This is a genomic window from Sulfitobacter alexandrii (genome assembly GCF_001886735.1).
Classification (GTDB): domain Bacteria; phylum Pseudomonadota; class Alphaproteobacteria; order Rhodobacterales; family Rhodobacteraceae; genus Sulfitobacter; species Sulfitobacter alexandrii.
In genome coordinates this window covers 2840355-2867339 of record NZ_CP018076.1, presented here as the reverse complement: position 1 = coordinate 2867339, position 26985 = coordinate 2840355, and the positions used below count along the sequence as shown (strand labels likewise).

21 protein-coding genes are annotated in these 26985 nt (G+C 68.0%); 6 read left to right on the top strand and 15 right to left on the bottom strand.

Going from position 1 to position 26985, the window contains the following annotated elements; translation table 11 throughout:
• The first annotated feature begins 2 nt into the window (after nucleotides 1–2).
• From ggt to BOO69_RS14080, 4 genes are all read left to right on the top strand, one after another.
• Nucleotides 3–1778 (top strand): gamma-glutamyltransferase, encoded by a 1776-nt coding sequence (gene ggt, locus BOO69_RS14095; protein WP_071972747.1) that lies wholly within the window; start codon nucleotides 3–5, stop codon nucleotides 1776–1778.
• Between the two features lie 30 nt (nucleotides 1779–1808).
• Nucleotides 1809–3215 (top strand): FAD-binding oxidoreductase, encoded by a 1407-nt coding sequence (locus BOO69_RS14090; protein ID WP_071972746.1) that lies wholly within the window; start codon nucleotides 1809–1811, stop codon nucleotides 3213–3215.
• A 289-nt stretch (nucleotides 3216–3504) separates the two neighbouring features.
• Nucleotides 3505–6000, top strand: a complete 2496-nt coding sequence (locus BOO69_RS14085; protein ID WP_071972745.1) for a GcvT family protein — start codon at nucleotides 3505–3507, stop codon at nucleotides 5998–6000.
• Nucleotides 5997–6743, top strand: coding sequence for a hypothetical protein (locus BOO69_RS14080; protein ID WP_071972744.1), 747 nt, complete (start codon nucleotides 5997–5999; stop codon nucleotides 6741–6743). Before BOO69_RS14085 ends, BOO69_RS14080 begins: the two co-directional genes overlap by 4 nt.
• Before the next feature lie 57 nt (nucleotides 6744–6800).
• Here the strand turns inward: BOO69_RS14080 and BOO69_RS14075 are convergent, their stop codons facing one another.
• The 6 genes from BOO69_RS14075 to BOO69_RS14050 form a co-directional block, all read right to left on the bottom strand.
• Complete coding sequence (locus BOO69_RS14075; RefSeq protein ID WP_071972743.1) at nucleotides 6801–7652, bottom strand: DUF4394 domain-containing protein; 852 nt, start codon at nucleotides 7650–7652, stop codon at nucleotides 6801–6803.
• 100 nt (nucleotides 7653–7752) lie between these two features.
• On the bottom strand, nucleotides 7753–8550 hold the full coding sequence (locus tag BOO69_RS14070; protein WP_071972742.1) for a glycoside hydrolase family 25 protein: 798 nt from the start codon (nucleotides 8548–8550) through the stop codon (nucleotides 7753–7755).
• On the bottom strand, nucleotides 8550–9203 hold the full coding sequence (locus BOO69_RS14065; RefSeq protein WP_071972741.1) for a DUF938 domain-containing protein: 654 nt from the start codon (nucleotides 9201–9203) through the stop codon (nucleotides 8550–8552). Before BOO69_RS14065 ends, BOO69_RS14070 begins: the two co-directional genes overlap by 1 nt.
• Nucleotides 9200–10279, bottom strand: a complete 1080-nt coding sequence (locus BOO69_RS14060; RefSeq protein WP_071972740.1) for an NAD(P)/FAD-dependent oxidoreductase — start codon at nucleotides 10277–10279, stop codon at nucleotides 9200–9202. Before BOO69_RS14060 ends, BOO69_RS14065 begins: the two co-directional genes overlap by 4 nt.
• Nucleotides 10276–11214: an aldo/keto reductase gene (locus tag BOO69_RS14055; protein WP_071972739.1), complete on the bottom strand. Its 939-nt coding sequence runs from the start codon at nucleotides 11212–11214 to the stop codon at nucleotides 10276–10278. The genes BOO69_RS14060 and BOO69_RS14055 overlap by 4 nt, the downstream gene beginning before the upstream one ends.
• A 4-nt stretch (nucleotides 11215–11218) precedes the next feature.
• Nucleotides 11219–11827 (bottom strand): glutathione S-transferase family protein, encoded by a 609-nt coding sequence (locus BOO69_RS14050; RefSeq protein WP_071972738.1) that lies wholly within the window; start codon nucleotides 11825–11827, stop codon nucleotides 11219–11221.
• A 133-nt stretch (nucleotides 11828–11960) separates the two neighbouring features.
• Between BOO69_RS14050 and BOO69_RS14045 the strand changes: the two genes are divergently transcribed.
• The gene (locus tag BOO69_RS14045) at nucleotides 11961–12947 is read left to right on the top strand and encodes a serine hydrolase domain-containing protein (protein WP_071972737.1); all 987 of its coding nucleotides are present in this window, start codon (nucleotides 11961–11963) and stop codon (nucleotides 12945–12947) included.
• Between the two features lie 83 nt (nucleotides 12948–13030).
• Here BOO69_RS14045 and BOO69_RS14040 read toward each other — a convergent pair whose 3' ends face one another.
• The 9 genes from BOO69_RS14040 to BOO69_RS14000 all read right to left on the bottom strand — a co-directional run bounded on the left by BOO69_RS14040 (nucleotide 13031) and on the right by BOO69_RS14000 (nucleotide 23242).
• Entirely contained in the window at nucleotides 13031–14104 is a 1074-nt protein-coding gene (locus tag BOO69_RS14040; protein ID WP_071973833.1) for a BMP family ABC transporter substrate-binding protein, read from the bottom strand.
• Nucleotides 14105–14135: 31 nt separating this feature from the next.
• On the bottom strand, nucleotides 14136–15056 hold the full coding sequence (locus BOO69_RS14035) for an ABC transporter permease (protein ID WP_071972736.1): 921 nt from the start codon (nucleotides 15054–15056) through the stop codon (nucleotides 14136–14138).
• Complete coding sequence (locus tag BOO69_RS14030; RefSeq protein ID WP_071972735.1) at nucleotides 15056–16138, bottom strand: ABC transporter permease; 1083 nt, start codon at nucleotides 16136–16138, stop codon at nucleotides 15056–15058. The genes BOO69_RS14035 and BOO69_RS14030 overlap by 1 nt, the downstream gene beginning before the upstream one ends.
• Nucleotides 16139–16186: 48 nt before the next feature.
• Entirely contained in the window at nucleotides 16187–17707 is a 1521-nt protein-coding gene (locus tag BOO69_RS14025) for an ABC transporter ATP-binding protein (protein WP_071972734.1), read from the bottom strand.
• Entirely contained in the window at nucleotides 17704–18468 is a 765-nt protein-coding gene (xdhC, locus tag BOO69_RS14020; RefSeq protein WP_071972733.1) for a xanthine dehydrogenase accessory protein XdhC, read from the bottom strand. Before xdhC ends, BOO69_RS14025 begins: the two co-directional genes overlap by 4 nt.
• Complete coding sequence (gene xdhB / locus BOO69_RS14015; protein WP_071972732.1) at nucleotides 18465–20855, bottom strand: xanthine dehydrogenase molybdopterin binding subunit; 2391 nt, start codon at nucleotides 20853–20855, stop codon at nucleotides 18465–18467. The genes xdhC and xdhB overlap by 4 nt, the downstream gene beginning before the upstream one ends.
• The gene (xdhA, locus tag BOO69_RS14010) at nucleotides 20852–22243 is read right to left on the bottom strand and encodes a xanthine dehydrogenase small subunit (protein ID WP_071972731.1); all 1392 of its coding nucleotides are present in this window, start codon (nucleotides 22241–22243) and stop codon (nucleotides 20852–20854) included. Before xdhA ends, xdhB begins: the two co-directional genes overlap by 4 nt.
• Nucleotides 22244–22436: 193 nt before the next feature.
• Nucleotides 22437–22913, bottom strand: coding sequence for an SRPBCC family protein (locus tag BOO69_RS14005; protein WP_071972730.1), 477 nt, complete (start codon nucleotides 22911–22913; stop codon nucleotides 22437–22439).
• The gene (locus BOO69_RS14000) at nucleotides 22910–23242 is read right to left on the bottom strand and encodes an ArsR/SmtB family transcription factor (protein ID WP_071972729.1); all 333 of its coding nucleotides are present in this window, start codon (nucleotides 23240–23242) and stop codon (nucleotides 22910–22912) included. The genes BOO69_RS14005 and BOO69_RS14000 overlap by 4 nt, the downstream gene beginning before the upstream one ends.
• A gap of 126 nt (nucleotides 23243–23368) precedes the next feature.
• Here BOO69_RS14000 and dnaE point away from each other — a divergent pair, with 126 nt between their 5' ends.
• Nucleotides 23369–26905 (top strand): DNA polymerase III subunit alpha, encoded by a 3537-nt coding sequence (gene dnaE, locus BOO69_RS13995; protein ID WP_071972728.1) that lies wholly within the window; start codon nucleotides 23369–23371, stop codon nucleotides 26903–26905.
• The last annotated feature ends 80 nt before the right edge of the window (nucleotides 26906–26985 follow it).

Below are 26985 nucleotides of genomic sequence, written 5' to 3'. Positions count from 1 at the left end.
CCATGTGGAAAGCCATTTCGATACTGACGGTCCTGTGGGCCGGGGCTGTCTCTGCCCAGCAGGCCGCTGATGCGGTGGCCCCTGAAGCTGCTGGCGCCGGCGTGTTCGAGGATCTCGGTCCCGGCTACGCGGGCGCGATGGCGGCCAAGGTGCAGGGCAAGCCGGTCATGGCGCAGAACTGGATGGTCGCCGCGGCCAATCCCCACGCGGTCAAGGCCGGCGCGGATGCGCTGGCGGCGGGCGGCACGGCAGCCGACGCGCTGGTGGCGGTGCAGGCGATGCTGGGGCTGGTGGAGCCGCAAAGCTCTGGCCTCGGGGGCGGGGCCTTTCTGGTCTGGTACGATGCCGCAACGGGCGAGGTGACCACGCTCGACGGCCGCGAAACCGCGCCGCTCGCCGCCACCCCGCGTCGGTTCCAAGATGCCGAAGGCAAGCCGCTGAGCTTTTTCGACGCGGTCGTGGGGGGCCGGTCCGTCGGCGTGCCGGGAACGCCCGCGCTGATGGAAGCTGTCCACGCGCGCTGGGGCAAACTGCCCTTTGCCGATCTGACCGCCCCCGCCATCGCCATGGCGGAGGAGGGGTTCACCGTATCTCCCCGCCTTGCAGGGCTGATCGCGGAAGACACCGAACGGCTGGGCCGTTTCGAGGCGACGGCCGACTACTTCATGCCCGGCGGCACGCCGCTGGCGGCAGGCGACCTGCGGAAGAATCCGGCCTACGCCGAGACCTTGCGCCTGCTGAACGGCGGGGCCGCGAAGTTCTATACCGGCGACAACGCAGAGGCCATCGTCGACGCGGTCAACGGCGCCATGGATGGGGCGGGGATGCTGTCCGCGACCGACCTGAGCATCTACCGGGTCAAGGAGCGGCCGGCGGTCTGTGCGCCGTACCGGGGCCACGAGGTCTGCGGCATGGGGCCGCCGTCCTCCGGCGCGGTGGCGGTCGGGCAGATCCTCGGCCTGCTCGAGGGCTACGACCTCAGCGCCGGTCCGATGGACGCCGGGGTGCGCCGCCTGATGGGTGACGCGGCGCGGCTCGCCTTTGCCGACCGGGGCCGCTACCTCGCCGACAGCGACTATGTGCCGGTGCCGGTCACGGGGCTGCTCGATCCCGATTACCTTGCCCGCCGGGCGACCCTGCTGGCCGGCGACTCCGCGCTGACGGAGGTTGCGCCGGGCGAGCCCGAATTCGACCACGCGCTGCTCTGGGCCGACGATGTCTCGCTCGAACTGCCCTCGACCTCGCACGTCAGCATCGTCGATGCCGCCGGCAACGTGGCAAGCCTGACAACCACCATCGAAAACGGCTTTGGCAGCCGGATCATGGTGAACGGCTTTCTGCTCAACAACGAGCTGACGGACTTTTCCTTCAGCTCCCACGCCGACGGCGTGCCGATCGCGAACCGGGTGGAGCCGGGCAAGCGGCCGCGTTCCTCCATGTCGCCGACCATCGTGATGAAGGATGGCGCCCCCGTGCTGGCGGTGGGCAGCCCGGGCGGCAGCCGGATCATCGGCTACGTCACCGAGGCGATCATCGGCGTGATCGACTGGGGTCTCGACGTGCAGCAGGCGGCCAGCATCCCGCACGCTGTCAACCGCTTCGGCGCCTACGACCTCGAAGAAGGCACGCCCGCCGCGGACCTGATGGACGCCCTGTCGGGTATGGGATACGAGGTGGGAACCCGCGCGCTGACCTCGGGCCTGCACCTGATCGCCATCGGCGACGGCTTGCAGGGCGGGGCCGATCCGCGCCGCGAAGGCATCGCCTACGGAGAATGAGGAGCCGCGCTGCGGCGGAGGACGAGATACATGACACAGATCACCACGTTGACGCGCAACGAAGACGGTATCGGCACGGTGCTTGGCGTGCTCAAGCAGAGCTTCGGCGAACGGTTCCAGACCGGACAGTCGATCCGCGAACAGCACGGCCATACCACCACCTGGATCGAGAACCAGATGCCGGACGGCGTGGTCTTTGCGCGCTCGACCGAGGAAGTGTCCGAGGTCGTCAAGCTCTGCGCGGCCCACAAGGTGCCGGTCATCCCCTACGGCACGGGGACATCGCTGGAGGGGCATGTCAACGCCCCCGCCGGCGGCATCTCGGTGGATCTCAGCCAGATGGACAAGGTGCTGGCGGTCAACGCCGGCGATCTCGACTGCCGGGTGCAGCCCGGCGTCACCCGCGAAGCGCTGAACACCTACCTGCGCGACCAGGGCCTGTTCTTTCCCATCGACCCGGGCGCCAATGCCTCGCTCGGCGGGATGACGGCGACCCGCGCGTCGGGGACCAACGCGGTCCGCTACGGCACCATGAAGGACAACGTGCTCAGCCTCGAGGTGGTGCTTGCCGACGGCCGGGTGATGCGGACGGCGAGCCGGGCGCGGAAGTCTTCCGCCGGATACGACCTCACCCGGCTGATGGTCGGCTCAGAGGGCACGCTGGGCCTGATCACCGAGATCACCCTGCGCCTGCAGGGCATTCCCGAAGCGATCTCGGCCGCCCGGTGTTCCTTTCCGACGCTCGAGGCCGCCTCGCGCGCGGTGATGGCAACCATCCAGTACGGTCTCCCGGTGGCGCGGATCGAACTTCTGGACGCGCTGGTCGTGAAGGCGGTGAACGCCTATTCGGGCCTGAGCCTGCCGGAGACCCCGCTGCTGCTGCTGGAATTCCACGGGTCCGAGGCCGGGGTGGCCGAACAGGCGGAAACCTTCGGCATGCTGGCAGAAGAGGAAGGCGGCACCGGATACGAGGCCACCGGATCGCTCGAGGAACGCAACAAGCTCTGGCAGGCGCGGCACGACGCCTATTGGGCGATGGTGGCGCTGCGCCCCGGCTGCAAAGCGGTGGCAACGGATGTCTGCGTGCCGATCTCGCGCCTGGCCGAAGCGGTCGCCGCATCCGACGCCAAGGCCCGCGAACTGGGGCTGATCGCGCCGGTCGTCGGCCATGCGGGTGACGGCAACTTCCATGCCTCGCTGCTGCTGGACATGGCCGACGCGGACGAGGTGGAACGCGCCGAAACCTTCATCGGCTGGCTGAATGACATGGCGATCGGCATGGACGGCACCTGCACCGGGGAACACGGCGTGGGGCAGGGCAAGCGGCCCTACCTTCTGCGCGAACTGGGGCCCGAGGCGGTCGGCGTCATGGGGGCGATCAAGGTGGCGCTGGACCCCGATAACATCCTGAATCCGGGCAAGATCCTGCCCGCCTGATCCCGAGGCGCGGCTGCGCCGCACGCCATTCCTGGCGCGTGCGGCGGGCTGAGCCCCGAACCCCGGCGTTGCGGATGCGGCACCGGGGTTTTCGTGTATTTGTGGAACAATGAAGCGCGTGGTCCCGCACCGGCCTTTCGGGATTCGCGGTCCGGGGCGGCAGGGGGATCGGCAGCGGTTCAAAACGGGTCGGGCAGGTCGGTTTTGCGCTGTCTTGCGTCGGCGCGGAATGGTGGATTTCCCGCGTCCTGACTAAAAGGGGGGCAGATCCAGCAGGGGAGCCCGGGACATGAAAACGCAAGTCAAAGCATTGGTCGTGGGCGGTGGCGCCGTCGGAACCTCGATCGCCTACCACCTGGCGCGCGCGGGCTGGGAGGACGTCATGCTGCTGGAGCGGGACGAGCTGACCTCCGGCTCGACCTGGCACGCGGCGGGGCTGCTGCCGTATTTCAACATGTCCTTTGCCACCACGCACATCCACGATTATTCGATCCGCTTCTACAAAACGCTCGAGGAAGAGACGGGGCTGAACGCCGGCTTTGCCGTCGTCGGCAACCTGCGCATGGCCCAGACGGACGAGCGCATGGACGAATACATGCTTTATGCGTCCACCGCCGAAACCTGCGGCGTGCCCTACCAGTGGCTCACCCCGGACGAGATCAAGGCGAAGTGGCCGCTGATCCGTACCGAGGACCTGAAGGGGGCGCTCTATCACCAGACCGACGGCTACATCAACCCGGCCGACGTGACCATGGCGATGGCCAAGGGCGCACGGCAGCGCGGCGTGATGATCGAACGCAAGTGGCAGGCGGACGCGTTCCACTGGAACGGCACCCACTGGGAAGTGACCGCGACGAAGATGGTCGAGCGGGGCGGCAATCTCGTCCCCTCGGAAGAGCAGATCGTCATCACCGCCGAGCATGTCGTCACCGCATCCGGCAACCACGCGCAGCGCACGGCGAAGATGCTGGGCATCAAGATGCCGGCGATCCCGGTCGAGCACCAGTTCATCGTGATGGATCAGGACCCCGAGCTGGTGAAGTTCCGCAAGGATGAAGGCAACGTCGAACATCCGGTGATCCGCGATGCCGACGCGCAGTCCTACGTCCGCGAGGAACGCGGCGGCTGGATCCTCGGCGTCTACGAGAAGAACGCCCCGGCCCGGTTCGAGTACGGCGTGCCCGACAGCTTCCGCGCGGACCTGTTCCAGCTCGATCTCGACCGGATCGAGGATCAGTACATGGCGATGAACCACCGCATCCCGAGCGCCGAGAACTGCGGGCTGAAGGACGATTTCAACGGCCCGATCTGCTATACCCCCGACGGCAACCCGCTGGTCGGCCCCGCGCCGGGCCTGCGCAACATGTGGCTGGCGGAAGGGTTCTCTTTCGGGATCACCGCGGCAGGCGGGACCGGCTACTACCTCGCGCAACTGATGGTGGATGGCGAGGCCGAGATCGACATGGCGAGCCTCGACCCCAAGCGCTACGGCGACTGGATGACGACGGAATACGCCGCGCGCAAGAACGAGGAAGCCTACGAACACGTCTACATCCTGCACCACCCCGACGAGGAGCGGCCCGCCTGCCGCCCCCTGCGGACCTCGCCCGCCTACGACCGCCAGGCGGCGCGCGGGGCGCAGTTCGGCCATGTGAACGGCTGGGAGCGGCCCAACTACTACGCGCCCGAGGGATTCAACGATCACGACAGCCGCAGCTTCCGGCGCGGCGGCTGGTGGCAGTACGCGGTCGAGGAGGCCAAGGCGATCCGCGAGGGTGTCGGCCTGATCGACGCCACGGCCTTCACCAAGCACCTGGTCAAGGGGCCGGGCGCGACGCAGTTCCTCGACTGGTTCACCTGCAACAAGCTGCCCTCCGTCGGCCGGATCAACCTGACCTACGCGCTGACGGGTCACGGCACGACGCGGACGGAATACACCATCGTGCGGCTGGCGGAGCACGAGTATTATCTCGTCAGCGCCGGGGCATGGACGGCCTACGACAGCGACTACCTGCGCAAGGCGATCGAGGACAAGGCGCCGGAGTTCGGCTATATCGAATGCCACGACGTGACCACGCAGTGGGGGGTCTTCGCCATCGCAGGGCCGAAATCCCGCGACGTGCTGCGCGAGATCGTCAAGGACGCGGATCCCGACACGGTGCTGTCCAACAAGCGGTTCCCCTGGCTGACAATGCGCAACATCGAACTGGGCATGTGCCCGGTGCGCGCCATCCGCGTGGCCTATACCGGTGAGCTGGGCTGGGAGCTGCACCACCCGATCGAGATGCAGAACTATCTCTTCGACCAGTTGGAAAAGGCGGGCGAAAAGCACGGGATGAAGCTGGTGGGCGCACGGGCGCAGAACTGGCTGCGGCAGGAGAAGAGCTACCGCGCCTTCGGCAACGAACTGGGCCGCGACGCGACCCCGCTCGAGGCCGATCTGCCGCGCTTCGTCGACCTGAACAAGGACTTCCACGGCAAGCAGGCGATGGCCGATCACGGCATCCGCGCAAAATGCGTCACGCTGCTGATCGACGGGCCCGAGGATGCGGACCCATGGGGTCGCGAGGCGCTGTATCACGCGGACGGCCGCACCGGGCGGCTGACCTCGGGCGGCTATTCGGTCGCTTTCGGCAAGAGCATCGGCATGGGATACGTGAAGCCGGAACATGCCGAAGTGGGCACGAAGCTGAAGGTCAAGATGTTCGACAAGCTCTGGGACGCCGAGGTGGTGGAGGACTGCCCCTACGATCCGAAGAACGAACGCATCAGGGTCGACGGTTGAGCCGCAGGCTGCTGCTGGCGCTGCTCTGCGCGGCAGCGCTGGCCGCGGCGCTCTTGCGGGACAACCCGCTGGTCGCCGGGGGGCAGGACTATGCCCGCAGCGTGGCGACGACGGCGGCGGCAAGCTATGTCACCCTGCGCACGCTGAACGCGTTCCTGTCGACGGCGCAGGAGATCGAGGTGGGCCTGTCCTTCATCGCGTCCGGCTCGGCCCAGCCCCTGAAGGTGCTGGAGCCGATCGACGACACGGTCGAGCGGATCGCGGGCCTCGTCTTTGGCGTGATGGTGGTGACGGGGGTGATCGCCGTCGCCCTCGGGCCGGTCAGCGCCATCGGACTGGCGCTTCTGGCGGCGGCGCTGGCGGTCTGGGCGATCAGCGGGCGGGGCCACGCCGGGTTGCCGCGGCGTCTGGCGTGGTACGGCGGGTTCCTGGGACTGGCCCTGCCGCTGGCGCTGGTCGTCTCCGAGCCGCTCGCGCTGTCGCTGACCGAGGCGACCTATCAGCGCAACATGGCCCTGGTGGAGGACATCACGGCGCGGGTCGGGGGCAGCGCCGCGCTGGGCGAGGATGAGCCGGGGCTGAGCGAGTACCGCCAGTTGGCGAACAACCTCTGGAGCCGTGCGGACGAGCTGATCGGCGCGCTGCTGGCGGTGCTGGGGGTGCATGTCTTTCGCATCTTCCTGCTGCCGGTCATGCTGGTCGGCGGTCTTTTCGTCGTCGCGCGGCATTACGCGCGCGGCTGAGCCGGCGCGATCCGCAGGTATCCTCCCGGCGCGGCTGGCGCGCCGGGAGGAGCGGGATCACATGCCCTTGGCAGCGGCAAAGCCCGTGATGCCGCCCATGCCCAGATCGGCCAGCATCGTGGCTGCGCCGGTTTCCAGGTCGATGGTGTAAAGGCCCGCGTTCTCGGCCCCTTCCATCTGCAGGATGGCATAGGCCATGTTGTCGCCTTCGGAGGCTGAGACGATGTCGAAGCCGCCCATCGGGGCCAGATCGACCTCTTCGCCATCCACGGTGACCTTGCCGATGGTAGCCAGCGTCCCGTCGTTGTTCGCGAGGCTGATCAGTGCATCGGTTTCCGCGTCGAGCGCGTACTGGAAGGTCTCGCTTGCCTTGGCGCCGGGAACGGCGTTGGTGTAGGCGTTGGCGTAGACCATCGGCGTTGTGCCCGCCATTGCATCGCCTTGGGCATAGGCCAGATGGGTAAAGCGGCGAACCGATCCCGCGCGTTCGTCACCGTCGCCGAACCCGTCGGGGAAATAGACAAGGTTGTCCCCTCCGGTGGACACGGCGCGCACCGCGTCGATGGCGTTGTTGAAGTCGAGAGCGACCATCGCGCCGTCGGCAATGGTGGCGTCGTCCATGAAGCTGGCACCCAGATCGGTCATCTCGCCCGACGCGGGGTCGATGGTAAAGATCGCGCCGTCACCAAAACCCAGCAGGTCGCCTGTCACGGGGCGATAGGCGATGGCCCAGACCGGCGTGGACAGATCAACCGAGGTCACGTTGCCGGGTTCGGCAATGTCCTGCATCATGACAAGCTGGGCACCGTCACCCGCCAGCGCATACCCCATCGTGCCGGCATGGGCATCGGCAAGGGCGCCAGTGGCACCGAGTGCGAGAACTGAAGAAACCAGTGAAACGCGAAACATAAAAACTCCTGTGGCTATGGCGCGCTTTCTGCGCCCCGATACGCCCTAGCTACGAGGAGTGCCGTCTGGAAGTTGCATGGTCCGGCGCAAAATCTTTGTCCTAGCGTACCGCCCGCCGCGCGATCCAGTTCTGCCAGTCCGACCGGCTGCCGTTGAACGCGTTCAGATCCACGCCGCCCGCGATGCCGGGCACGATGCCCGTGGCGGTGTACTGCCAGAATTTCCACGGCTGTCCGGGATAGACCTCGCCCAGCGTCTTGGCCGTCGAGCGCAGCCAGAATTCATAGCCGTCGAACTGGCCCAGCCCGTTCTGCCGGTAGAATTCCGGCGTGGTGTAGATGATCGGGCGCTGGCCGTAATGCGCCTCGACGATCCGCAGCCAGCGCCGCATCTGGTCGCGCACCTCGGCTCCGGGCGGGCGCACGGTCGCGCAGGTGGGCGAAAACGGGTTCCATTCCATGTCCAGCACCGGGGGCATCATGCCGGGCGTGCGCGGCACGTTGCGGATGAACCAGCGCGCCTGATCCTCGGGCGGGGTGCAGAAGTAATAGAAATGATAGGCCCCGCGCACGACACCCGCGCTGCCGGCCGCGCGCCAGTGTTCCTGAAAGGCGGTGTCGAGCAGGTCGCCCCCTTCGGTCGCCTTGATGAAGGCGAAGTTGACGCCGCTCGCCCGTGCCTCGCCCCATGCGATGCTCTTCTGAAAGCGCGCGGCGTCGATCCCGTGCACGGCAAAGGAATCGGGACGGGGCGCGTTGAAGCTGGCCGGATCGCTGTCGCCGAAATCGGGCGCGAAAAGCACGCCGGGCGGGGCGGGCGGCACCCCGGTATCATGCGCGCCCCCGCAGGCGGCGAGGGCAAGCAGGCACAGCAGGGACAGGCGACGGAACAGGAACATCAGACAGGCTTTCGCGCGACAAGGGCAAGATTGTTGGCGGGCATTTCGATTTGGCCGCCGTGCTCCAACCCAGAGTTGCGCAGCCAGCCCGCGACTGCAAGGTCGTCCTTGTACCCGATCAGCGGATCGGCGCCCCGCAGCTCCGCGTCGAACCGGCGGTCGCCGTCGCTGGTCAGCGCCCCGTTCCGCCTGAACGGGCCATAAAGGACAAAGACACCGCCCGGCGCCAAGGCAGAGGCGACGCCGTTCAGGATCTGCCGCGCCTCGGGCGCTGAGACGAGGTGCAGCAGATTTACGAGGACCACCATATCGACGGGCGCCCACTTGGCAGCCCAGTCCGGTTCGGTCGCGTCGAGGGGCTGCGCGGGCGCGATGTTGGGCAGCGCCGCCTCGGTCACATGCGCGTCGATGCTGGCGCGGCGGGCCGGGTCGATCTCCGTCGGGTGCCAATGCAGGCCGGGCAGGGCGCGGGCGAATGCCACGACGTGCTGACCGGTGCCACTGGCGATTTCCAGCGCGCGGCCCGTGGCGGGCGCATGATCGGTCAGCACGGCACAGATCGCATCCGCGTTGCGTGCCGCGGCAGGGGCATGCAGCTTGCCGTCCTCCCGCTGGTCCGCCACGCTGGCGGTGGGGGGCAGTCTGCGGCTCATGATCGGAACCTGTCCGGTGTCAGGCTGGCCACGACCGCGGGGGGCAGGGCGGGCGTGCGCCCCATCACAAGGTCGGCCACCAGCTGGGACGCGGCAGGCGCGGTCTGGAAACCGTAGCCGCCCTGCGCCGCGCACCAGATGAACGTGGGCTCGTCCCGATCCGGCCCCAGCACCAGCGCCCGGTCGGGGGCAAAGCTGCGCAATCCGGCCCAGGACGCCAGCAGCCGGGTGACCGGCTCGGTCACCATCGCCTCGTAACGGGCCAGCCCCTCGGCCAGTACCATGTCGTCGGCCCATGCGTCGTGCGGCTCCACCGGGTCTTCCTCCGCCGGGGAGACCAGCAGCGCGCCCGCGTCAGGCTTGGCGTACCATGCCTCGCCCACGCCAAAGAACATGGGCCAGCGGCTGACGTCATGACCGCCCGGCGCGGGCAGCCGCGCCATGGACCGGCGATGCGGCACGATGCCGATGGGCGCGATCCCGGCCATTTCCGACACCTGGTCCGCCCAGGCCCCGGCCGCGTTCACCAGCCGCGCCGCGCTGTGGGTTCCCTTTGGGGTCGTCACCTGCCATGCCGCGCCGTGCCGCGCGATGGCGCTGACCGGCGCGCCGGTGACGATCTCGCCGCCGTTGCGGCGGATCTCGCGGGCGAAATCCTGAAGCATCCGGTCCGTGTCAATGTCGTAGGCCGCCTCGTGGTACCCGGCGAAGGCCAGCCTGGCGGGGTCGAGGATCGGCACGAGTTCCAGCGCGCGGTCGGGGCTGATCGGGTCGGTGCCCAGTGTCTCCGCGTCCGTCTCGTAGGCGGCACGTTCGTCGGCGCTGGCCGTCAGCATCAGGCCGCGCGGGCTGAGGTAGCCGCCATTCGCGTGCCAGTGATAATCCGCGCTGGCCTTGTTCAGCGCGACCGTGCTGGGCAGTCCGTAGTTCTGCTCGAACAGCGCGGCGGAGCGACCGGAAGCGTGAAACCCCATGGCGGTCTCGGTCTCCAGCACGGTCACGCGGGCGTCCGCCGACAGGCGCGCGCCTGCGGAAAGCCCCGCGATGCCGGCGCCGATGACGACGATATCGCTCATGCCTGTTCCTCCAGCCGATCTGTCGCCGGCGGCGGTGTCACGCTCAGCGCGCTGAGCCGTGCATAGAGCGCATCCGACATGTCGAAGTCCAACGCATCGAGCGAGGGCTGCAACTGCGCGACCGACCGGGCGGAGATGATCGGGCTTGGCCCCGTCGGATGCCGCGCGGCCCATGCCACCGCCAGCGTGGCGGGATGCACCCCCATCTCCTGCGCCACGTCTCGCAGTCCCGCGGCGGTCTCGTGCATCTGTGCCTGACCGTATCGCGCGGCATAGCGGTCGTCTTCGCTCAGCCGCCCGCTGCCACCGTCACCGTATTTGCCCGTGAGCAAGCCACCGCCCAGCGGTGAATAGGGCGCCACGAGGATCCCGAGGTCATCCGCCATGGGCAGGATCTCGACCTCCGCCTGTCGTTTGACCAGATTGTACATCGGCTGGATCACCGCGATCCCGAGGCCATGATCCGCCGCGACCCCCGTCGCCTTGACCACCTGCCAGGCGGCGAAGTTGGACAGGCCGATGTGCCGGATGTGGCCTTTTTCCTTCAGCTCCGCCAGTGCGCCAAAGCTTTCCGTCAGGGGCGTGTCGGGATCGAACCGGTGCAGGTAGAGCACGTCGAGCGTGTCGATCTGCATCCGCTGGCGCGAGGTTTCCGCCGAAGCGAGGATGTTCGCGCGCCCCGCGCCGCCGGTATAGGCGGCCTTGGTCGCGACGATCAGGCTGTCCCGGCGGTGGCCCAGAAACTTGCCCAGCAGTGTTTCCGATGCGCCGTCGGTATAGACATGGGCGGTGTCGAAATGCGTGATGCCCGCCGCGATGCAGGCCTCGAACATCGCGGCCGAGGCGGCTTCGTCCGCGCGCCCGCCGAACTGCATGGTGCCAAAGGCGAGGCGGCTTGCGGGGGTGCCGTCGGGGGTTGTGAGCGTCTGTTTCACCTGCTCACTCTCCGCCCTTTTCCGTCGCCCGCTGGTAGGCGGGGCGGGCATGGATCATCTCGACAAAGCCTCTCAGCGCCGGAAACTCCGCGCCGCGCTCCATGCGCATCGCGATTTCCGCCGGAAAGCTCAGCATGATATCCGCCGCCGACAACCGGTCGAGCACGAAATGCCCCGAGGAACGCACGAGGCTGTTCATGTAGCTGAAATGGCTGGTGAGCTCGTCCGAGATGCGCGGATGCAGCGGCGCACCCGCTTCGCCCAGGCGGCCGACGTAGAGGTTCAGCAGGATCGGCGTCATCGCCGACCCTTCGGCGAAATGCATCAACTCGAGGTGCCGCAGGTAGGCGTCGTCGTTGCGGTCCGGGATCATCTCGGGCGCGAACCGGGTGCAAAGCACCTCGGTGATCGCGGCGCTTTCGGTGATCAGCTTGCCGTCGAGTTCCACCATCGGCGATTTGCCCAGCGGATGCACGCTGCGCAGTTCCGGCGGGGCGAGGTTGGTTTTGGCGTCCCGCTTGTAATGCGCGATCGTATAGGGTTCGCCGATCTCCTCCAGCAGCCAGAGGATGCGGTGCGAGCGGGACCGGTTCAGGTGGTGGACATGGATCATGGCAGCCTTCCTTTGAATTCGGGGCCACTCTACCTGACCGCCCTGCGATGGAAAGGGGCCGCGCCCGCGCTTCGCACGGGACTGTGAACGCAGGGGGCTGGGCAACCGGGGCGAATGATCCAACTATGTGGGCATGACCACACGCCGCACCTTCCTTGCCTCGACCGCCGCCGCCTTTGCCATGCCCGCCGTCCTGCGCGCCCAGTCCGGGCCGGAGGCCGATCTGGACGCGGCCATCGCCGATCTGACGCAACTGCATTCGCTTCAGGTGCGGCGCGGGGACACCGTGATCTTTGCTAAGGCCCCGCGCGGGCCGGGGCTGGACCGGCTGGCGAACATCAAATCCTGTTCCAAGAGCATCGTGGCGCTGCTCTTGGGGACCGCCATCGCGCGGGGCGAGATCGCGTCGGTCGGCGCGACCCTGGCCGAAGTCGCCCCCGGCATCCTGCCCGCCGATGCCACGCCGGGCGCCGGGGACATCACGATGGAAGACCTCGTGACCCTGCGCGCGGGGCTGGAACGGACCTCGGGGCCGAACTACGGCGCATGGGTCGGCAGCCGCAACTGGCTGGCCGACGCATTGAGCCGCCCGATGGTGGCCGAGCCGGGGCAGCGGATGCTGTATTCCACCGGTTCGACGCACATCCTCGGCGCGGCACTGGCCGAGGCGACGGGGCAAAGCCTGCTGGCGCTGGCCCGCGACCGGCTGGGTGGCCCGATGGGGATCGAGATACCGCCATGGACCCGCGACCCGCAGGGGTACTATCTGGGCGGCAACGAGATGGCGCTGCGCCCGACGGCGATGCTGGCCCTTGCCACGATGGTCCGCAACGGCGGCAGCTACGAGGGCACGCAGGTGGTGCCGCAGGACTGGATCGAAGCCTCGGCCCGTCCCCGCGGGCGGTCGCCCTGGTCCGGGATGGGCTATGGCTACGGCTGGTTCCTGACACGCTCGGGCTACATGCTGGGGCGCGGCTACGGTGGCCAGATCATCGCGGCCCATGCCGACCGGGGTCTTGCCGTCGCCATCACCTCCGATCCGGGCCTGCCCGCCCGGTCGGAGGGCTACTTCGGCACGCTGATGGATCTTCTCGACGGTCCGGTCATGGCGCTGGCGTAGAGCCGCCATTCACAATTCAGCCCCGCCAAAGAAACGGGCGGCCCACGGGCCGCCCATCGGTCTTGCGCGCGGACAGACGCCGCTTATTGCGGGATGTCGCCCTCGATGCCTTCGACATAGAAATTCATGCCCGCCAGCGTACCGTCATCGGCGGTCTCGCCGTCGGCCAGCCACGCGCTGCCATCCTGCTTGTTGATCGGCCCGGTAAAGGGGTGATAGTCGCCAGACGCGATCTGCTCCTTCAGCGCGAGCGCCTCTTCCTTCACCTCGGCGGGCACGGCATCCGTGATCTCGCCGATCCCGACCATGCCCGGCCCGATGCCGTCCCATGTGTCGGTGGATTCCCACGTGCCGTCCATCACCGCCTTCACGCGGTCGATGTAGTAAGGCGCCCAGTTGTCGATGATCGAGGAGACACGCGGCTTCGGTGCGTACTGCGCCATGTCCGAGGCCTGCCCGAAGGTGATGACGTTGCCCGCTTCCTGCGCCGCGGCCTGCGGCGCGGTGGAATCGGTGTGCTGCAGAATCACGTCGGCGCCCTGGTCGATCAGCGTGCGCGCGGCGTCGGCCTCCTTGGCGGGGTCGAACCACGTGTAGGCCCAGACGATCTTGAACTGCACGTCCGGGTTGGCCTTCTTGGCGTGGATGAAGGCCGAGTTGATGCCGCGGATCACTTCCGGAATGGGGTAGGAGCCGATGTAGCCGATGATGTTGCTCTCGGTCATCTTGCCCGCGATATGGCCCTGGATCGCCCGGCCTTCATAGAAGCGGGCCGAATAGGTCGACACGTTGTCGGCGCGCTTGTAGCCGGTGGCGTGCTCGAACTTCACGTCCGGGAATTTCTTGGCGACGTTGATGGTGGGGTCCATGTAGCCGAAGGACGTGGTGAAGATCAGGTCCGCGCCGTCCAGCGCCATCTGGGTCATGACGCGTTCGCTGTCGGGGCCTTCGGCCACGCTTTCGACGTAGACGGTTTCAACCGCGTCGCCGAACTCTTCCTCGACGGCGAGGCGCGCCTGGTCGTGCTCGTAGGTCCATCCGCCGTCGCCGATGGGCCCGACGTAGACGAAGCCTACCTTGGTCTTGTCCTGCGCGTAAGCCCCCGTGGCCAGGGCGAGTGCCACTGCGGCACCTGCGAGAAGAGTTCTGCGATTCATGGTCATCCCCATTCTTGACGTTTGTTGGCCCCTAGGAAGAGGCGTGGAAGATACGCCCGAGCGAGGCGGGCGCGGCAGATTTGTCGCGGCTCAGAATCACCAGAACCACGATCGTGATAACGTATGGCGACATTGCCAAATACTCCACCGGAATGGCAACGCCTGCGCCCTGCAGATTGAGCTGCAACTGGGTGATGCCGCCGAAAAGATAGGCACCGAGCAGAAGCCGCCACGGCTTCCAGCTGGCAAAGACCACCAGCGCAAGGGCGATCCAGCCGATGCCGGCGGTCATGCCTTCGGTCCATTGGGGCACGCGGATCAGGCTGATGTAGGCCCCGCCGACGCCCGCGCAGGCACCGCCGAACAGGATGGCCATCGTGCGGATCCGCTTGACCGGGTAGCCGAGCGCATGGGCGGCATCGTGGCTTTCGCCCACCGCGCGCAGCACCAGCCCGGCGCGGGTGAATTTCAGCATCGCCCAGACGGCGGCCACCAGCACCAACCCGAGGTACAGGATGATGTCGTGGGTAAAGAGGATCGGTCCGATCACCGGGATCTCCCTGAGCGGGCCGAAGTCGATGTCGGGCAGGCGCGGCGGCTTGATGCCCACGTAGGACTGTCCCAGCAGGGATGACAGGCCGAGGCCGAACAGCGTGAGCGCAAGGCCGGACGCGACCTGGTTCGCCAGCGTCACCTGCGTGAGAAAGGCGAACAGCAGCGACAGCGCGGCGCCACCCAGCGCGGCGGCGGCAAACCCGAGAAGTGGCGAGCCGCTCTCGACCGCCACGGCGAAACCGCAGATCGCGCCGGTGATCATCATGCCTTCGACGCCGAGGTTGAGGGTGCCGGATTTTTCCGCCACCAGTTCGCCGATGGCGGCGAAGATCAGCGGCGTCGCGGCGACGAGGAACCCCGCGACGAAAAGCATCGGGTTGATCGCGGATAGGTCCATTAGGCCACCTCTGTCTTGCCGAACCGCAGCCGGTAGTTCGTGAACATGTCGAGGGCGAGCAGGAAGAACAGCAGCATGCCCTGGAATACCTGGATGGCCGCCGCGGGCAGGCCCAGCTGCGACTGGGCGATGTCACCGCCGATATAGGTCAGCGCCATCAGCCCGCCCGCCAGCAGGATGCCGACGGGGTGCAACCGGCCCAGGAAGGCGACGATGATCGCGGTAAAGCCATAGCCCACGTTGAAATCGATCGTGACCTGCCCCGCCGGCCCCGCCACCTCGAACATCCCCGCGAGCCCCGCCAGCAGCCCCGACGTGCCAAGGCAGAACAGCACCAGCCGCGCCGGGTTCACGCCCGAGAACCGCGCGGCCCTCGGCGCCTCGCCGGTCACGCGGATGGCAAAGCCCAGCCGGTGCCGGCTCATCAGCACGTAGGCGAAGATCACGGCGATCAGCGCCGCGACCACGCCCCAGTGCATGCCGCTGCCCTCGATCAGGTCGGCGTTGAAGGCGCTTTCGTACTGCTGCAGGTTGCGCGACCCCGGAAAGCCGAACCCCTCCGGGTTCTTCATCAGCCCCAGCGACATCGAGGCAAGCAGCTGCTCGGCCACGTAGACCAGCATGAGCGACACGAGGATCTCGTTCGTCCCGAACCTGACCTTCAGCAGGGCGGGGATCATGGCCCAGATCCACCCGCCGAAGGCACCCGCCAGCACCATGAGCGGAAACACGATGAAGCTTTCAAGCGGGTAGAAAGCCAGGCCGACCCCCGCGCCGAACAGCGCGCCCATGATGTACTGCCCCTCGGCGCCGATGTTCCAGATGCCGGCCTTGAACCCCAGGCTCAGCCCGATGGCGATCAGCACCAGCGGCGCGCCCTTGATCAGCAGCTGCGGGCGGTAGTAAAACGCGAAATCCCCGAAAAGCGGCTCCCAGAAAATGGTCCGGATCGACGCGATCGGATCCTTGCCCAGCGCCATGAACAGCAGGCCGCCGAAGAACATGGTCGCCAGCACCGCCAGAACGGGAGTGGCCAGTGAAATGCCCCGGCTGGGCTGGGGCCGCTTTTCCAGGCGGATCATGCGCCGTCCCCCGGCTTCATTGTTCCAAAAATACACGAAAGCAACGCCTCAGACATGCGCCACCTCCATTCCGTGGGCACCACCCATCATCAGCCCGATCTCGTGCACCGTCAGGCCTTCCGCCGGACGCGGATCGGACAGGCGCCCTTCGTTCAGCGCCGCGAAACGATCCGAGATCTCCATCAGCTCGTCCAGATCCTGCGAGATCACGATCACCGCCGTTCCGTTCTCGGCAAGATCCAGCAGCGCCTGCCGGATCGCGGCGGCGGCGGAGGCATCGACACCCCATGTCGGCTGGTTCACGATCAGGACCTCGGGGCGTTGGAGAACTTCGCGCCCGATCACGAATTTCTGCAGGTTGCCGCCCGACAGCGACCGGGCCGCGTTGTCCGGCCCCGGCGTCCGCACGTCGAAGGCGCTGATGATCCGCTCCGCAAAGCCGCGCGCGGCGCGCCAGTCCAGAAGCCCGTTGCGGTCGAGGTTCTCGCGCGCCGCGCCGGTCAGCATGGCATTCTCGGTCAGCGACATGTCCGGCACGGCGGCGTGGCCCAGCCGTTCCTCCGGCGCGGTCAGGATCCCCAGGGCGCGACGCTGGGTCGGCCCGAGGACGCCGATGTCGCGGTCCCGGAAGGCGATCTTGCCCGGCGCGCTCAGGGTTTCGCCCGATAGCGCCGCCAGCAGTTCGTCCTGTCCGTTGCCCGCGACGCCGCCGATGCCCAGCACTTCGCCCGCGCGCACCTGCAGGCTGATCCCGCGCAGGGGCATGCCGAAGGCGCTGGGCGACTTCGCCGACAACCCGTCGAGGGTCAGCACCACGTCGCCCGGCGTCTTTCCGGCCCGCGTGGGTGTCTTCAGGACCGTTCCCACCATCATCTCGGCCATGTCGCGGGCCGATGTCTCGGAGGGGTTGCAGTGGCCCACCACCTTGCCCAGCCGCAGGATCGTGGCGCTGTCGCACAGCGCGCGGATCTCTTCCAGCTTGTGCGAGATGTAGAGGATCGCGGTGCCTTCCGCGCTGAGCTTGCGCAGCGTCTTGAACAGGATTTCGACCTCCTGCGGGGTCAGCACGCTGGTCGGCTCGTCCATGATGAGCAGCCGCGGCTCCTGCAACAGGCAGCGGATGATCTCCACCCGCTGGCGTTCGCCCGCGGACAGGTCGCCGACCATCCGGTCGGGCGACAGCGGCAGGCCGTAGGTGTCGGACACCTCGCGAATGCGCTGGCTGAGCGTCCGCAGCCGTGGCGCGTCCTCCATCCCCAAGGCGATGTTTTCCGCCACCGTCAGCGCATCGAAAAGTGAAAAGTGCTGGAACACCATCCCCACACCCGCCGCCCGCGCCGCGTGCGGATCGTTGGGGGCAAAGGGCGCGCCGTGCATCTGCATCTGGCCGGCGTCGGGCTTGACCAGGCCATAGATCATCTTGACCAGCGTCGACTTGCCCGCGCCGTTCTCGCCCAGCAACGCCTGGACCTCTCCGGCCGCGATGCGCAGCGACACGTCATCGTTGGCGACCACGCCCGGATAGGCCTTTGTCAGGCCGGTCAGCTCCAGCAGCGCGGTGTCGGTCATGCGGTCTCCCCTTGAAACGTCCGGGAAACAAGCCCGTTTACACAGCCTTTTGCAATAGCATCGGGGGTCCGGCCAAGCGATTTGTCCCCGATGGGACAGGTGATTGCCGCCGGATCAAGCGCCAGCGCCTCGAGCCGGGTGCGGAACCGGCGCCACTTCGTCTCCGATCCGATCAGCCCGCAGGAGGCGAAGCCGTGTTTCAGCAGCGCCGCACACAGCGCGAGGTCGATGTCATGGGAATAGGTAAAGATCAGGTGGTGCGCCTCGCGGGGCGCGGCGGTGACGACGCGGACCATGTCCGCGGCGGGCAGCACCGAGACGCCCACAGGCACCTCTGCCGGAAACCGGTCCTGGCCGCTGTCGATCCAGGTGATGTCGAAGGCGCCGGGCGGGCACGCCCGTACGACCGCGCGGCCCACGTGACCCGCCCCCCACAGCCAGAGCGGTTGGCGCCGGCCAAGGTTCATCGGGGCGGGGGGCGCGGTGTCCGGCTTGTCTACCGGGCGCGGCGCCCGGCCGAAACGCAGGGTCACCGATCCGCCGCAGCACTGGCCGAGGCCGGGCCCCAGCGGAAGCGTTTCGTCGCGGTCCGCGGCACCCGTGGCCAGCATCCGCCGGGCGGTCCGGATCGCGCGCAGCTCCAGCGCGCCGCCGCCGATGGTGCCCTCTGTCGTGTCCGCGGTCACCTTCATCGCGGTGCCGGCCTCGCGCGGGGCCGATCCGCGCACCGAAAGGATCTCCACCCAAAGCGCGCCGCTCATGCCCGCGCCCTCCTGACCGCCGCCAGCACCGCTTCGGCGGTGGCGGGGGCCTGCAGATCGCCATAGGCCGGGCCGCAGGCGGCCACGGCGTCGGACAGCGCCATGAAGGCGGAGATGCCCAGCATCAGGGGCGGCTCGCCCACCGCCTTGGACCGGTAGATCGTCTGCGCCGGGTTCGGCTGGTCCCAAAGTGCCACGTTGAACACCGGGGGACGGTCGGAACAGGCGGGGATCTTGTAGGTCGAGGGCGCGTGGGTCTTCAGCGCGCCCTTGTCGTCCCAGACCAGTTCCTCGGTCGTCAGCCAGCCCGCGCCCTGGACGTAACCGCCCTCGATCTGGCCGATGTCGATCGCCGGGTTCAGCGACGCCCCCGCGTCATGCAGGATATCGGTGCGCAGGATGCGGTTTTCGCCGGTCAGCGTGTCGATCACGACTTCGGTACAGGCCGCGCCGTAGGCGAAATAGAAGAAGGGCCGCCCCTGACCCCGGATCCGGTCCCACTCGATGTCCGGGGTCTTGTAGAACCCGGTCGCCGACAGGCTGATCCGCGCCTGATAGGCCGAGGCCGCGGCCTCGGCGAAGGTGATCTCCTCGCCGCCCGCGCGCACCTTGCCCCCGGCAAAGGTGATGTCCGTGGTCTGGAAGCGTTCCGCCAGATGCGCCCGGATGCGTTCGCGAAGCTCGTCGCAGGCGTTCTGCACCGCCATGCCGTTCAGGTCCGACCCGGAGGAGGCCGCGGTGGCCGAGGTGTTGGGCACCTTGCCGGTGTCCGTCGCGGTGATCTTGACCGCCTCCAGCGGGACGCCGAAGCGGCTGGCGGCCACCTGCGCGACCTTCTGGAACAGGCCCTGTCCCATCTCGGTCCCGCCGTGGTTCAGGTGGATCGACCCGTCCTGGTAGATATGCACCAGCGCGCCCGCCTGGTTGAGGTGCGTGAGCGTGAACGAAATGCCGAACTTTACCGGGGTCAGGGCGATCCCGCGTTTCAGCACTGGCTGGCCCGCGTTCCAGTCCGCGATCGCTGCCCGCCGCGCCGTGTAATCGCAGCCTGCCGCCAGCCGGTCGGTCAGTGCGTTGATGACGCAATCCGTCACCGCCTGGTGGTAGGGCGTGGTCTGGACGCCGTCGGGGGGCGCCGGCGGGGCCTTGGCCGGGGCGACGGGCCCCCCGCGCGAGGCGTTGTCCTCTGCCGGGGTGGCGGTGACGGGGGCGCTGTCGTTGCCGGTTTCGGCGGGGGCGCTGCGGTGGTCGGCATAGTAGTTCGCCCGCCGCACCGCCAGCGGATCGAGGCCCCGCGCATGGGCGATGTGGTCCATCACCTTTTCGATGCCCATCATTCCCTGTGGCCCGCCGAAGCCGCGAAAGGCGGTGGCCGACTGGGTGCTGGTCCGCAGACGGTGCGAGGTGATCGACACATGTTCCAGATGATAGGCGTTGTCGGCGTGCAGCATGGCCCTGTCCGCCACCGGCAGGCTGAGGTCCATGGACCAGCCGCATCGGGCATATTGGGTGAAGGTCAGCGCCGCGATGCGTCCCGCGTCGTCGAAGCCCACGTCGTAATCGATGCGGAAATCGTGCCGCTTGCCGGTCACGATCATGTCGTCGTCCCGGTCGTAGCGCATCTTGCAGGGCCGGCCTGTGTGCCGGGCCGCGACGGCGCAGGCGATGGCCAGCGCGTTGCCCTGGCTTTCCTTGCCGCCGAAACCGCCGCCCATGCGCCGGGTTTCCACCCGCACGGCATGCATCGGCCGCCCGATGGCATGGGCGACCTTGTGCTGGATCTCGGTCGGGTGCTGGGTCGAGGAATGCACGGCCATGGCGCCGTCGTCCTGCGGCAGGGCCAGCGCGGCCTGGCCTTCGAGGTAGAAATGTTCCTGTCCGCCGATGTGGATGCAACCCGACAGACGGTGCGGCGCACGCGCGAGGCCCGCCGACGGGTCGCCCTTGGCATAGACGCGCGGCCCGTCCTCGAACCGAGCACCGGCGGCAAGCGCGTCCTCGATCGTCAGCACCGGGGGCTCCGCCTCGATCTCCACTTGGCCAAGCCGCGCCGCGCGCCGCGCCGCGAGGTGCGACGTCGCGATCACGAGGAACACGGGCTGCCCAAGGTAGTGCACCGCCCCCTGTGCCAGCAGGGGTTCGTCATGGTTCGACGGCGAGCAGTCGGCCTCGAACGGCAGGTCTTCCGACGTGAGCACCGCCACGACGCCGGGTGCCTGCCTTACCGGATCGAGGTCCATTGCCGTGATGCGGCCCCGCGCAACCGTGCTCAGGCCGAAGGCAAGGTGCAGCGTGCCCTGCGGGACCGGGATGTCGTCGACATAGCGGGCCGCCCCGGTCACGTGCAGGCGGGCCGCGTCATGGGGCAGGGGGCGCGATACGCTCATGCGCTCACCCCCCTGACATCCGTCATCGTCCCGGAAAGGTCGTGAAAGCACCGCAGCAGCATGTTCTGTGCCGTCTCCATCCGGTAGCCGGCCGAGGCGCGCATGTCGGACATGGGTTGGAAGTCCTCCTTCAGCGCCGCCATCGCCGCGCGGAAGCTGTCGGCGGTGAAGGGGGCGCCGGTCAAGGCCGCTTCGGCCGCCGCCGCGCGTTTCGGGACACCGGCCATGCCGCCGAAGGCGATCCGCGCGCTGCCGATCCCGCCGTCGGTGCGCACGATGTTGATGCAGCCGCAGACGGCGGAAATATCCTGGTCGAACCGCTTCGACAGCTTGTAGCAGCGCAGGGTGTCGGGCTGTTTCGGGACCGTGACGGCCTCGACGAATTCGCCGGGCGCGCGGTCCTGCTTGCCGTAGTCGAGAAAGAACGCCTCCAGCGGCAGGCTGCGACGGTCGTCGCCGCGGCGCAGGTGCAGCGTGGCACCCAGGGCGATCAGCGCGGGCGGGCCGTCGCCGATGGGAGAGCCGTTGGCGATGTTCCCGCCGATGGTGGCCGCGTTGCGGACCTGGACCGAGCCGTAGCGCCGCAGCATGGCGGCGAGGCTCGGATGGTGGGGGGCGAAATGCGCCTCGAGCGCGGTGAGGCTGGTCATCGCCCCGATGCGCCAGTGATCGCCCGCGTCGGTGATGCCGCGCAGATCGGCGCAGCGGCCCAGAAAGGCGACATCGCCAAGATCCCTGAACTGCTTCGTGACCCAGAGCCCCACGTCGGTGGCGCCGGCGATCAGGGTGGCATCCGGGTGGTCGGCGTACCAGCGCGCCAGATCGTCGGAATGCGCGGGTTGCACGACCCGGGGGGCCAGCCCCCCGGACCCCCCGGTGGTATTTTCGGAACAATGAAGGGACAGGTTTTCCAGATGCCCGGGCACCGGGGCCGATGCCGCGTCCAGGGCGGCGCGGATGATCGGGGCATAGCCCGTGCAGCGACAGAGGTTCCCCGCCAGCTGCGTGTCGTGATCGGTGCGCCCGTTGAGATGCGCGCAGGCCATGGAGACCGCGAAGCCCGGCGTGCAGAAACCGCACTGGCTGCCGTGATGATCCACCAGGGCCTGCTGGACCGGGTGCAGGCTGCCGTCCGGGGCTGCCAGCCCTTCGACCGTGGTGACATGCTTGCCCTGCACCTGCGGCAGGAACAGGATGCAGCCATTGAGCGCGCGCGCGCCGCCGGCGTCGGAGATCATGACCGTGCAGGCCCCGCAGTCGCCTTCGTTGCACCCTTCCTTGGTGCCGGTCAGGCCGCGCACCTCGCGCAGCCAGTCCAGAAGCGTGGTGGTGGGGGACACGTCGGTCAGCGACACGGGTTCTCCGTTGAGAAGAAACGTGATGTCCATTGTGGAACCTGTCGCGTTACCCGGATTGGGGCTGTGTCTGCCCCCTTCGATGCGACGTAGAAGGGGGGCGGCCCGTTGACGTTTGACAGACTAGGGAATTTCCCGTCGGCCTGGCAAGCAAAAGCGCGCGGATCCCGCGGCAAAACACGCCCGGCCAAAGAGGGTGCCCGCCGGGGCGGCACCGCCGGATCGCTCAGTCGCCCAGGGTCGCCGCCAGTGCCGCCAGCTGATCCGCCGCCGTGCCCCAGCCCTCGTGGAAACCCATGTCGATGTGCTTTTGCCGGTCCGCCTCGGTCGCGTGCCTGACGCGGGCGGTGTAGCGGGTGCCGCCTTCGACCGCTTCCATCGTGATGACGCCGGTCATGAAGCCGCCGCCGGTCGGGCGAAAACTCGGCCCGAGGGCGTCGGTGAAGGTGAACCGCCGGTCGGGCTCGGCTTCGAGCACGCACCCGGCCTCGGCGTCGAAGTCGGTGCCGTCGGGCGCCTGCATCGCCGTCAGGAAGATGCCGCCCGGCCGTGGGTCGATCTCGGCCCGGGTGACCTTGTAGGGCGCCGGGCAGAACCACTGGCGAAGCAGGTCCGGCTCCGTCCAGCAGCGCCACAGCGCGCGGGGAGAGGCCGCGATGATGCGGGTCAGTTCAAGGTCGCGTTCCCGGTCGTGATCGGTCATTCGATGTCCTTTTCAAGTGACAGGGCCAGCGCGTCGAGCCTGTCGAGCCGTTGTTCCCAGACCTGGCGCTGCCAGGCGAGCCAGCCCTGGACCTCCATCAGCGGCGCGGCCTCGATATGGCAGGTCCGCACCCGGCCTTTCTTGACCGACCGCACCAGCCCCGCGTCCTCCAGCACCTTGAGGTGGCGCATGAAGGTCGGCAGGGCCATGTCATGCGGCCCGGCCAGTTCCGAGACCGAGGCGGGACCGCTGGCGAGGCGTTCCACCACGGCCCGGCGCGTGGAGTCCGCCAGGGTGGCGAAGACGAGGTCGAGGCGGCGCTGGCTCATGGGCGCCACTATGCGCGGTCCACGGGCGCCGTCAACAAATACTTAGCAAACATGCTAAGTATTTTTGCGGGGCCCGGCGGCCCCCCGCCGATTGCCCCTCTGCCCCGGTGCCGGTACGGTCTGGCCATGACAAACGCCCCCCGATTCATTCACCTGCGCACCCATTCCGAATACTCCCTGCTGGAAGGGGCGTTGCGGCTGAAGAAGCTGCCGCAGATGTGCCGCGACGCGGGCATGCCGGCGCTGGCGCTGACCGATACCAACAACATGTTCGCGGCGCTGGAGTTCTCTGTCGGGATGGCGGGGGCCGGTATCCAGCCCATCCTCGGCTGCCAGGTCGATTTGGCCTACATTCAGGTCCAGCCCGGCGAGAAGCCGCGCGACCCCGCGCCCGTCGTGCTGCTCGCGCAGACCGAAACGGGATACGAGAACCTGATGAAGCTCAATTCCTGCCTTTACATCGACAAGGGCGGGGCGCGGCCCGAAGTCACGCTGGAGGAGCTGGAGGCGCTGAGCGGCGATGTCATCTGCCTGACCGGCGGGCCGGACGGACCCGTGGGGATGCTGCTGCGCAATGGCCAGCGGCCGGCGGCGGAGGCCCTGATGGCACGGCTCGCGGCGGCCTTCGGGGACAGGCTCTACGTCGAGTTGCAAAGACACCCCGGCGAGGACGGTCAGCCCGAGGCGGAGCGGCTGACCGAGCGGGGCCTCGTGGAAATGGCCTATGCCATGGACCTGCCGCTGGTCGCCACGAACGATGTCTACTTTCCCAAGGCCGACATGTACGAGGCCCATGACGCGTTGATTTGCATCGCCGAAGGTGCCTACGTCGACCAGCAGCAGCCGCGCCGGCGTCTGACCGCGCAACACTATTTCAAGACCGAGGCGGAGATGGTCGCGCTTTTCGCCGACCTGCCGGAGGCGCTGGAAAACACGGTGGAAATCGCGCGCCGCTGTGCCTTCATGGCCTACCGTCGGGCGCCGATCCTGCCGAAATTCGCGGACGACGAGGTCGCCGAACTGCGCCGCCAGGCACAGGAGGGGCTGCGCGCCCGGCTCGCGATCATCCCGCATGCGGCCCCCGTGGAGGACTACGAGAAGCGGCTCGAGTTCGAGCTGGGCATCATCGAGGGCATGGGGTTCCCCGGCTACTTCCTGATCGTGGCCGATTTCATCAAGTGGGCCAAGGCGCATGACATCCCGGTCGGTCCCGGACGCGGATCGGGCGCGGGGTCGCTGGTGGCCTATGCCCTTCTGATCACCGACCTCGATCCGCTGCGCTATTCGCTGCTGTTCGAGCGGTTCCTCAATCCCGAACGGGTCTCCATGCCCGACTTCGACATCGACTTCTGCATGGACCGCCGCGAGGAGGTGATCCAGTACGTGCAGCGCAAGTACGGGCGCGACAAGGTCGGGCAGATCATCACCTTCGGCGCGCTGCTGTCCAAGGCCGCCGTGCGCGACATCGGGCGCGTCCTGCAGATGCCCTACGGCCAGGTCGACCGGCTGTCCAAGATGATCCCGGTCGAGGGGGTCAAGCCCGTCTCCATCGAGAAGGCGCTGGCCGATGAGCCGCGCCTGCGCGAGGAAGCCAAGAACGAGGAGGTGGTGGCGCGGCTGCTCGACTACGGCCAGCAGGTCGAGGGGCTGCTCAGGAATGCCTCAACCCACGCGGCGGGGGTGGTGATCGGGGATCGCCCGCTGGATGCGCTGGTGCCGCTCTACCAGGATCCCCGCTCCGACATGCCGGCGACGCAGTTCAACATGAAGTGGGTCGAACAGGCGGGGCTGGTGAAGTTCGACTTCCTCGGCCTCAAGACGCTGACGGTGATCCAGAACGCGGTGGATCAGATCAAGGCCAGCGGCCGCCACCTGCACATCGCCGCCGACGGGACGGAGCTGTTCACCCCGCCGGAGGGGTTGCTCGACGACATCTCGACGATCCCGCTAGATGACGAGGCTTCCTACAGGCTTTACGCCTCGGCCAGGACGGTGGCGGTCTTCCAGGTGGAATCGAGCGGGATGATGGACGCGCTCAAGCGCATGAAACCCACGTGCATCGAGGATATCGTCGCGCTGGTCGCCCTGTACCGCCCCGGCCCGATGGAGAACATCCCGACCTATTGCGACGTCAAGAACGGCAAGCGCGAGCTGGAATCGATCCACCCGCTGATCGACGACATTCTCGAAGAGACCCAGGGCATCATCGTCTACCAGGAACAGGTGATGCAGATCGCCCAGGTCATGGCGGGCTACAGCCTCGGCGGGGCCGACCTGCTGCGCCGTGCCATGGGCAAGAAGATCGCAGAGGAGATGGCCAAGGAACGCCCCAAGTTCGAGAAGGGCGCGATGGAAAACGGCGTGGACAAGAAGAAGGCCACGGAAGTCTTCGACTTGCTGGAGAAATTCGCCAACTACGGTTTCAACAAGTCCCACGCCGCCGCCTATGCCGTGGTCAGCTACCAGACGGCATGGCTCAAGGCGAACCACCCGGTCGAATTCATGGCTGGCGTCATGAACTGCGACATCCACCTGACCGACAAGCTCGCCGTGTATTTCGAGGAAGTGCGCAAGCGGCTGGAACTGCCCTGGGTGCCGCCCTGCGTGAACCGGTCGGATGCCACGTTCAAGGTGGTCGACGGTGCCCTTGTCTATGCGCTGGGGGCGCTCAAGAACGTCGGGCTGGAGGCGATGAAGCTCATCACCGAAGGCCGGAAGGTGGACGGCCGCGACCGGCCCTTCGCGACGCTCTTCGATCTCGCGCGGCGGGTGGACCTGAAACGCGTGGGCAAGCGCCCGCTGGAGATGCTGGCGCGGTCGGGCGCCTTCGACGAACTGGATCCGAACCGCCGCCGGGTGTTCCAGGCGCTGGATGCGCTGGTAGCCTATTCGGCAGCGGTTCACGAGCAGAAGGCGTCGAACCAGGTGTCGCTGTTCGGCGAGGCGGGCGACGACCTGCCCGAGCCGAGGATGCTGCCCTGCGACGACTGGCTGCCCGCGGAACGGCTGACCGAGGAATTCAAGGCCGTCGGCTTCTACCTCTCGGGCCATCCGCTGGACGACTACATGACGCCGCTCAAGCGGAAATGGGGCAACGACCGGGGCGTGCCGTTCCTCACGCTGGACGAACTGACCGCCAAGGTGACGGAGCGCGGCGCGATGAACGCGCGGCTGGCGGGCGTCGTGGCCGGCCGGCAGGAGCGCAAGTCCGCGCGCGGCAACCGGTTCGCCTTTGCCCAGCTTTCGGACCCGACGGGCGGATACGAGGTGACGCTCTTCTCGGACACGCTCGAACTGGCGCGGGACCACCTCGAGACCGGATCGAAGGTGGTGGTCACGGTCGAGGCGACGATGGAAAGCGACCAGCTGAAGCTGCTCGGGCGGTCTGTCGCGCCTGTCGACATGGCGGTGGCCGACGCGGGCAGCATCGGGCTGCGCGTCTTCGTCGACGCGGCGGACGCGATCCCCGCCGTGGCGCAGGTGCTCGAAGGGGCGCGTTCCGCCGCGCGGGCGGGGGGCAAGGGGCCGATCCAGCTGTGCCTGATGGACCCCGGCCTGCCCGGCGAGGTGGAGGTCGATCTCGGCTTCGAATACCCGGTCACACCGCAGATCAAGGGGGCGATCCGGTCGCTGGGCGGGGTGCTGGAAGTGCAGGAGATCTGAGCCGGAACATGCCGCCTGCGGCGCGGACCCGCCGCTCAGGTGGACCTCCCCATCGCGCTGCGGTAGAAAGCGGCGACAGT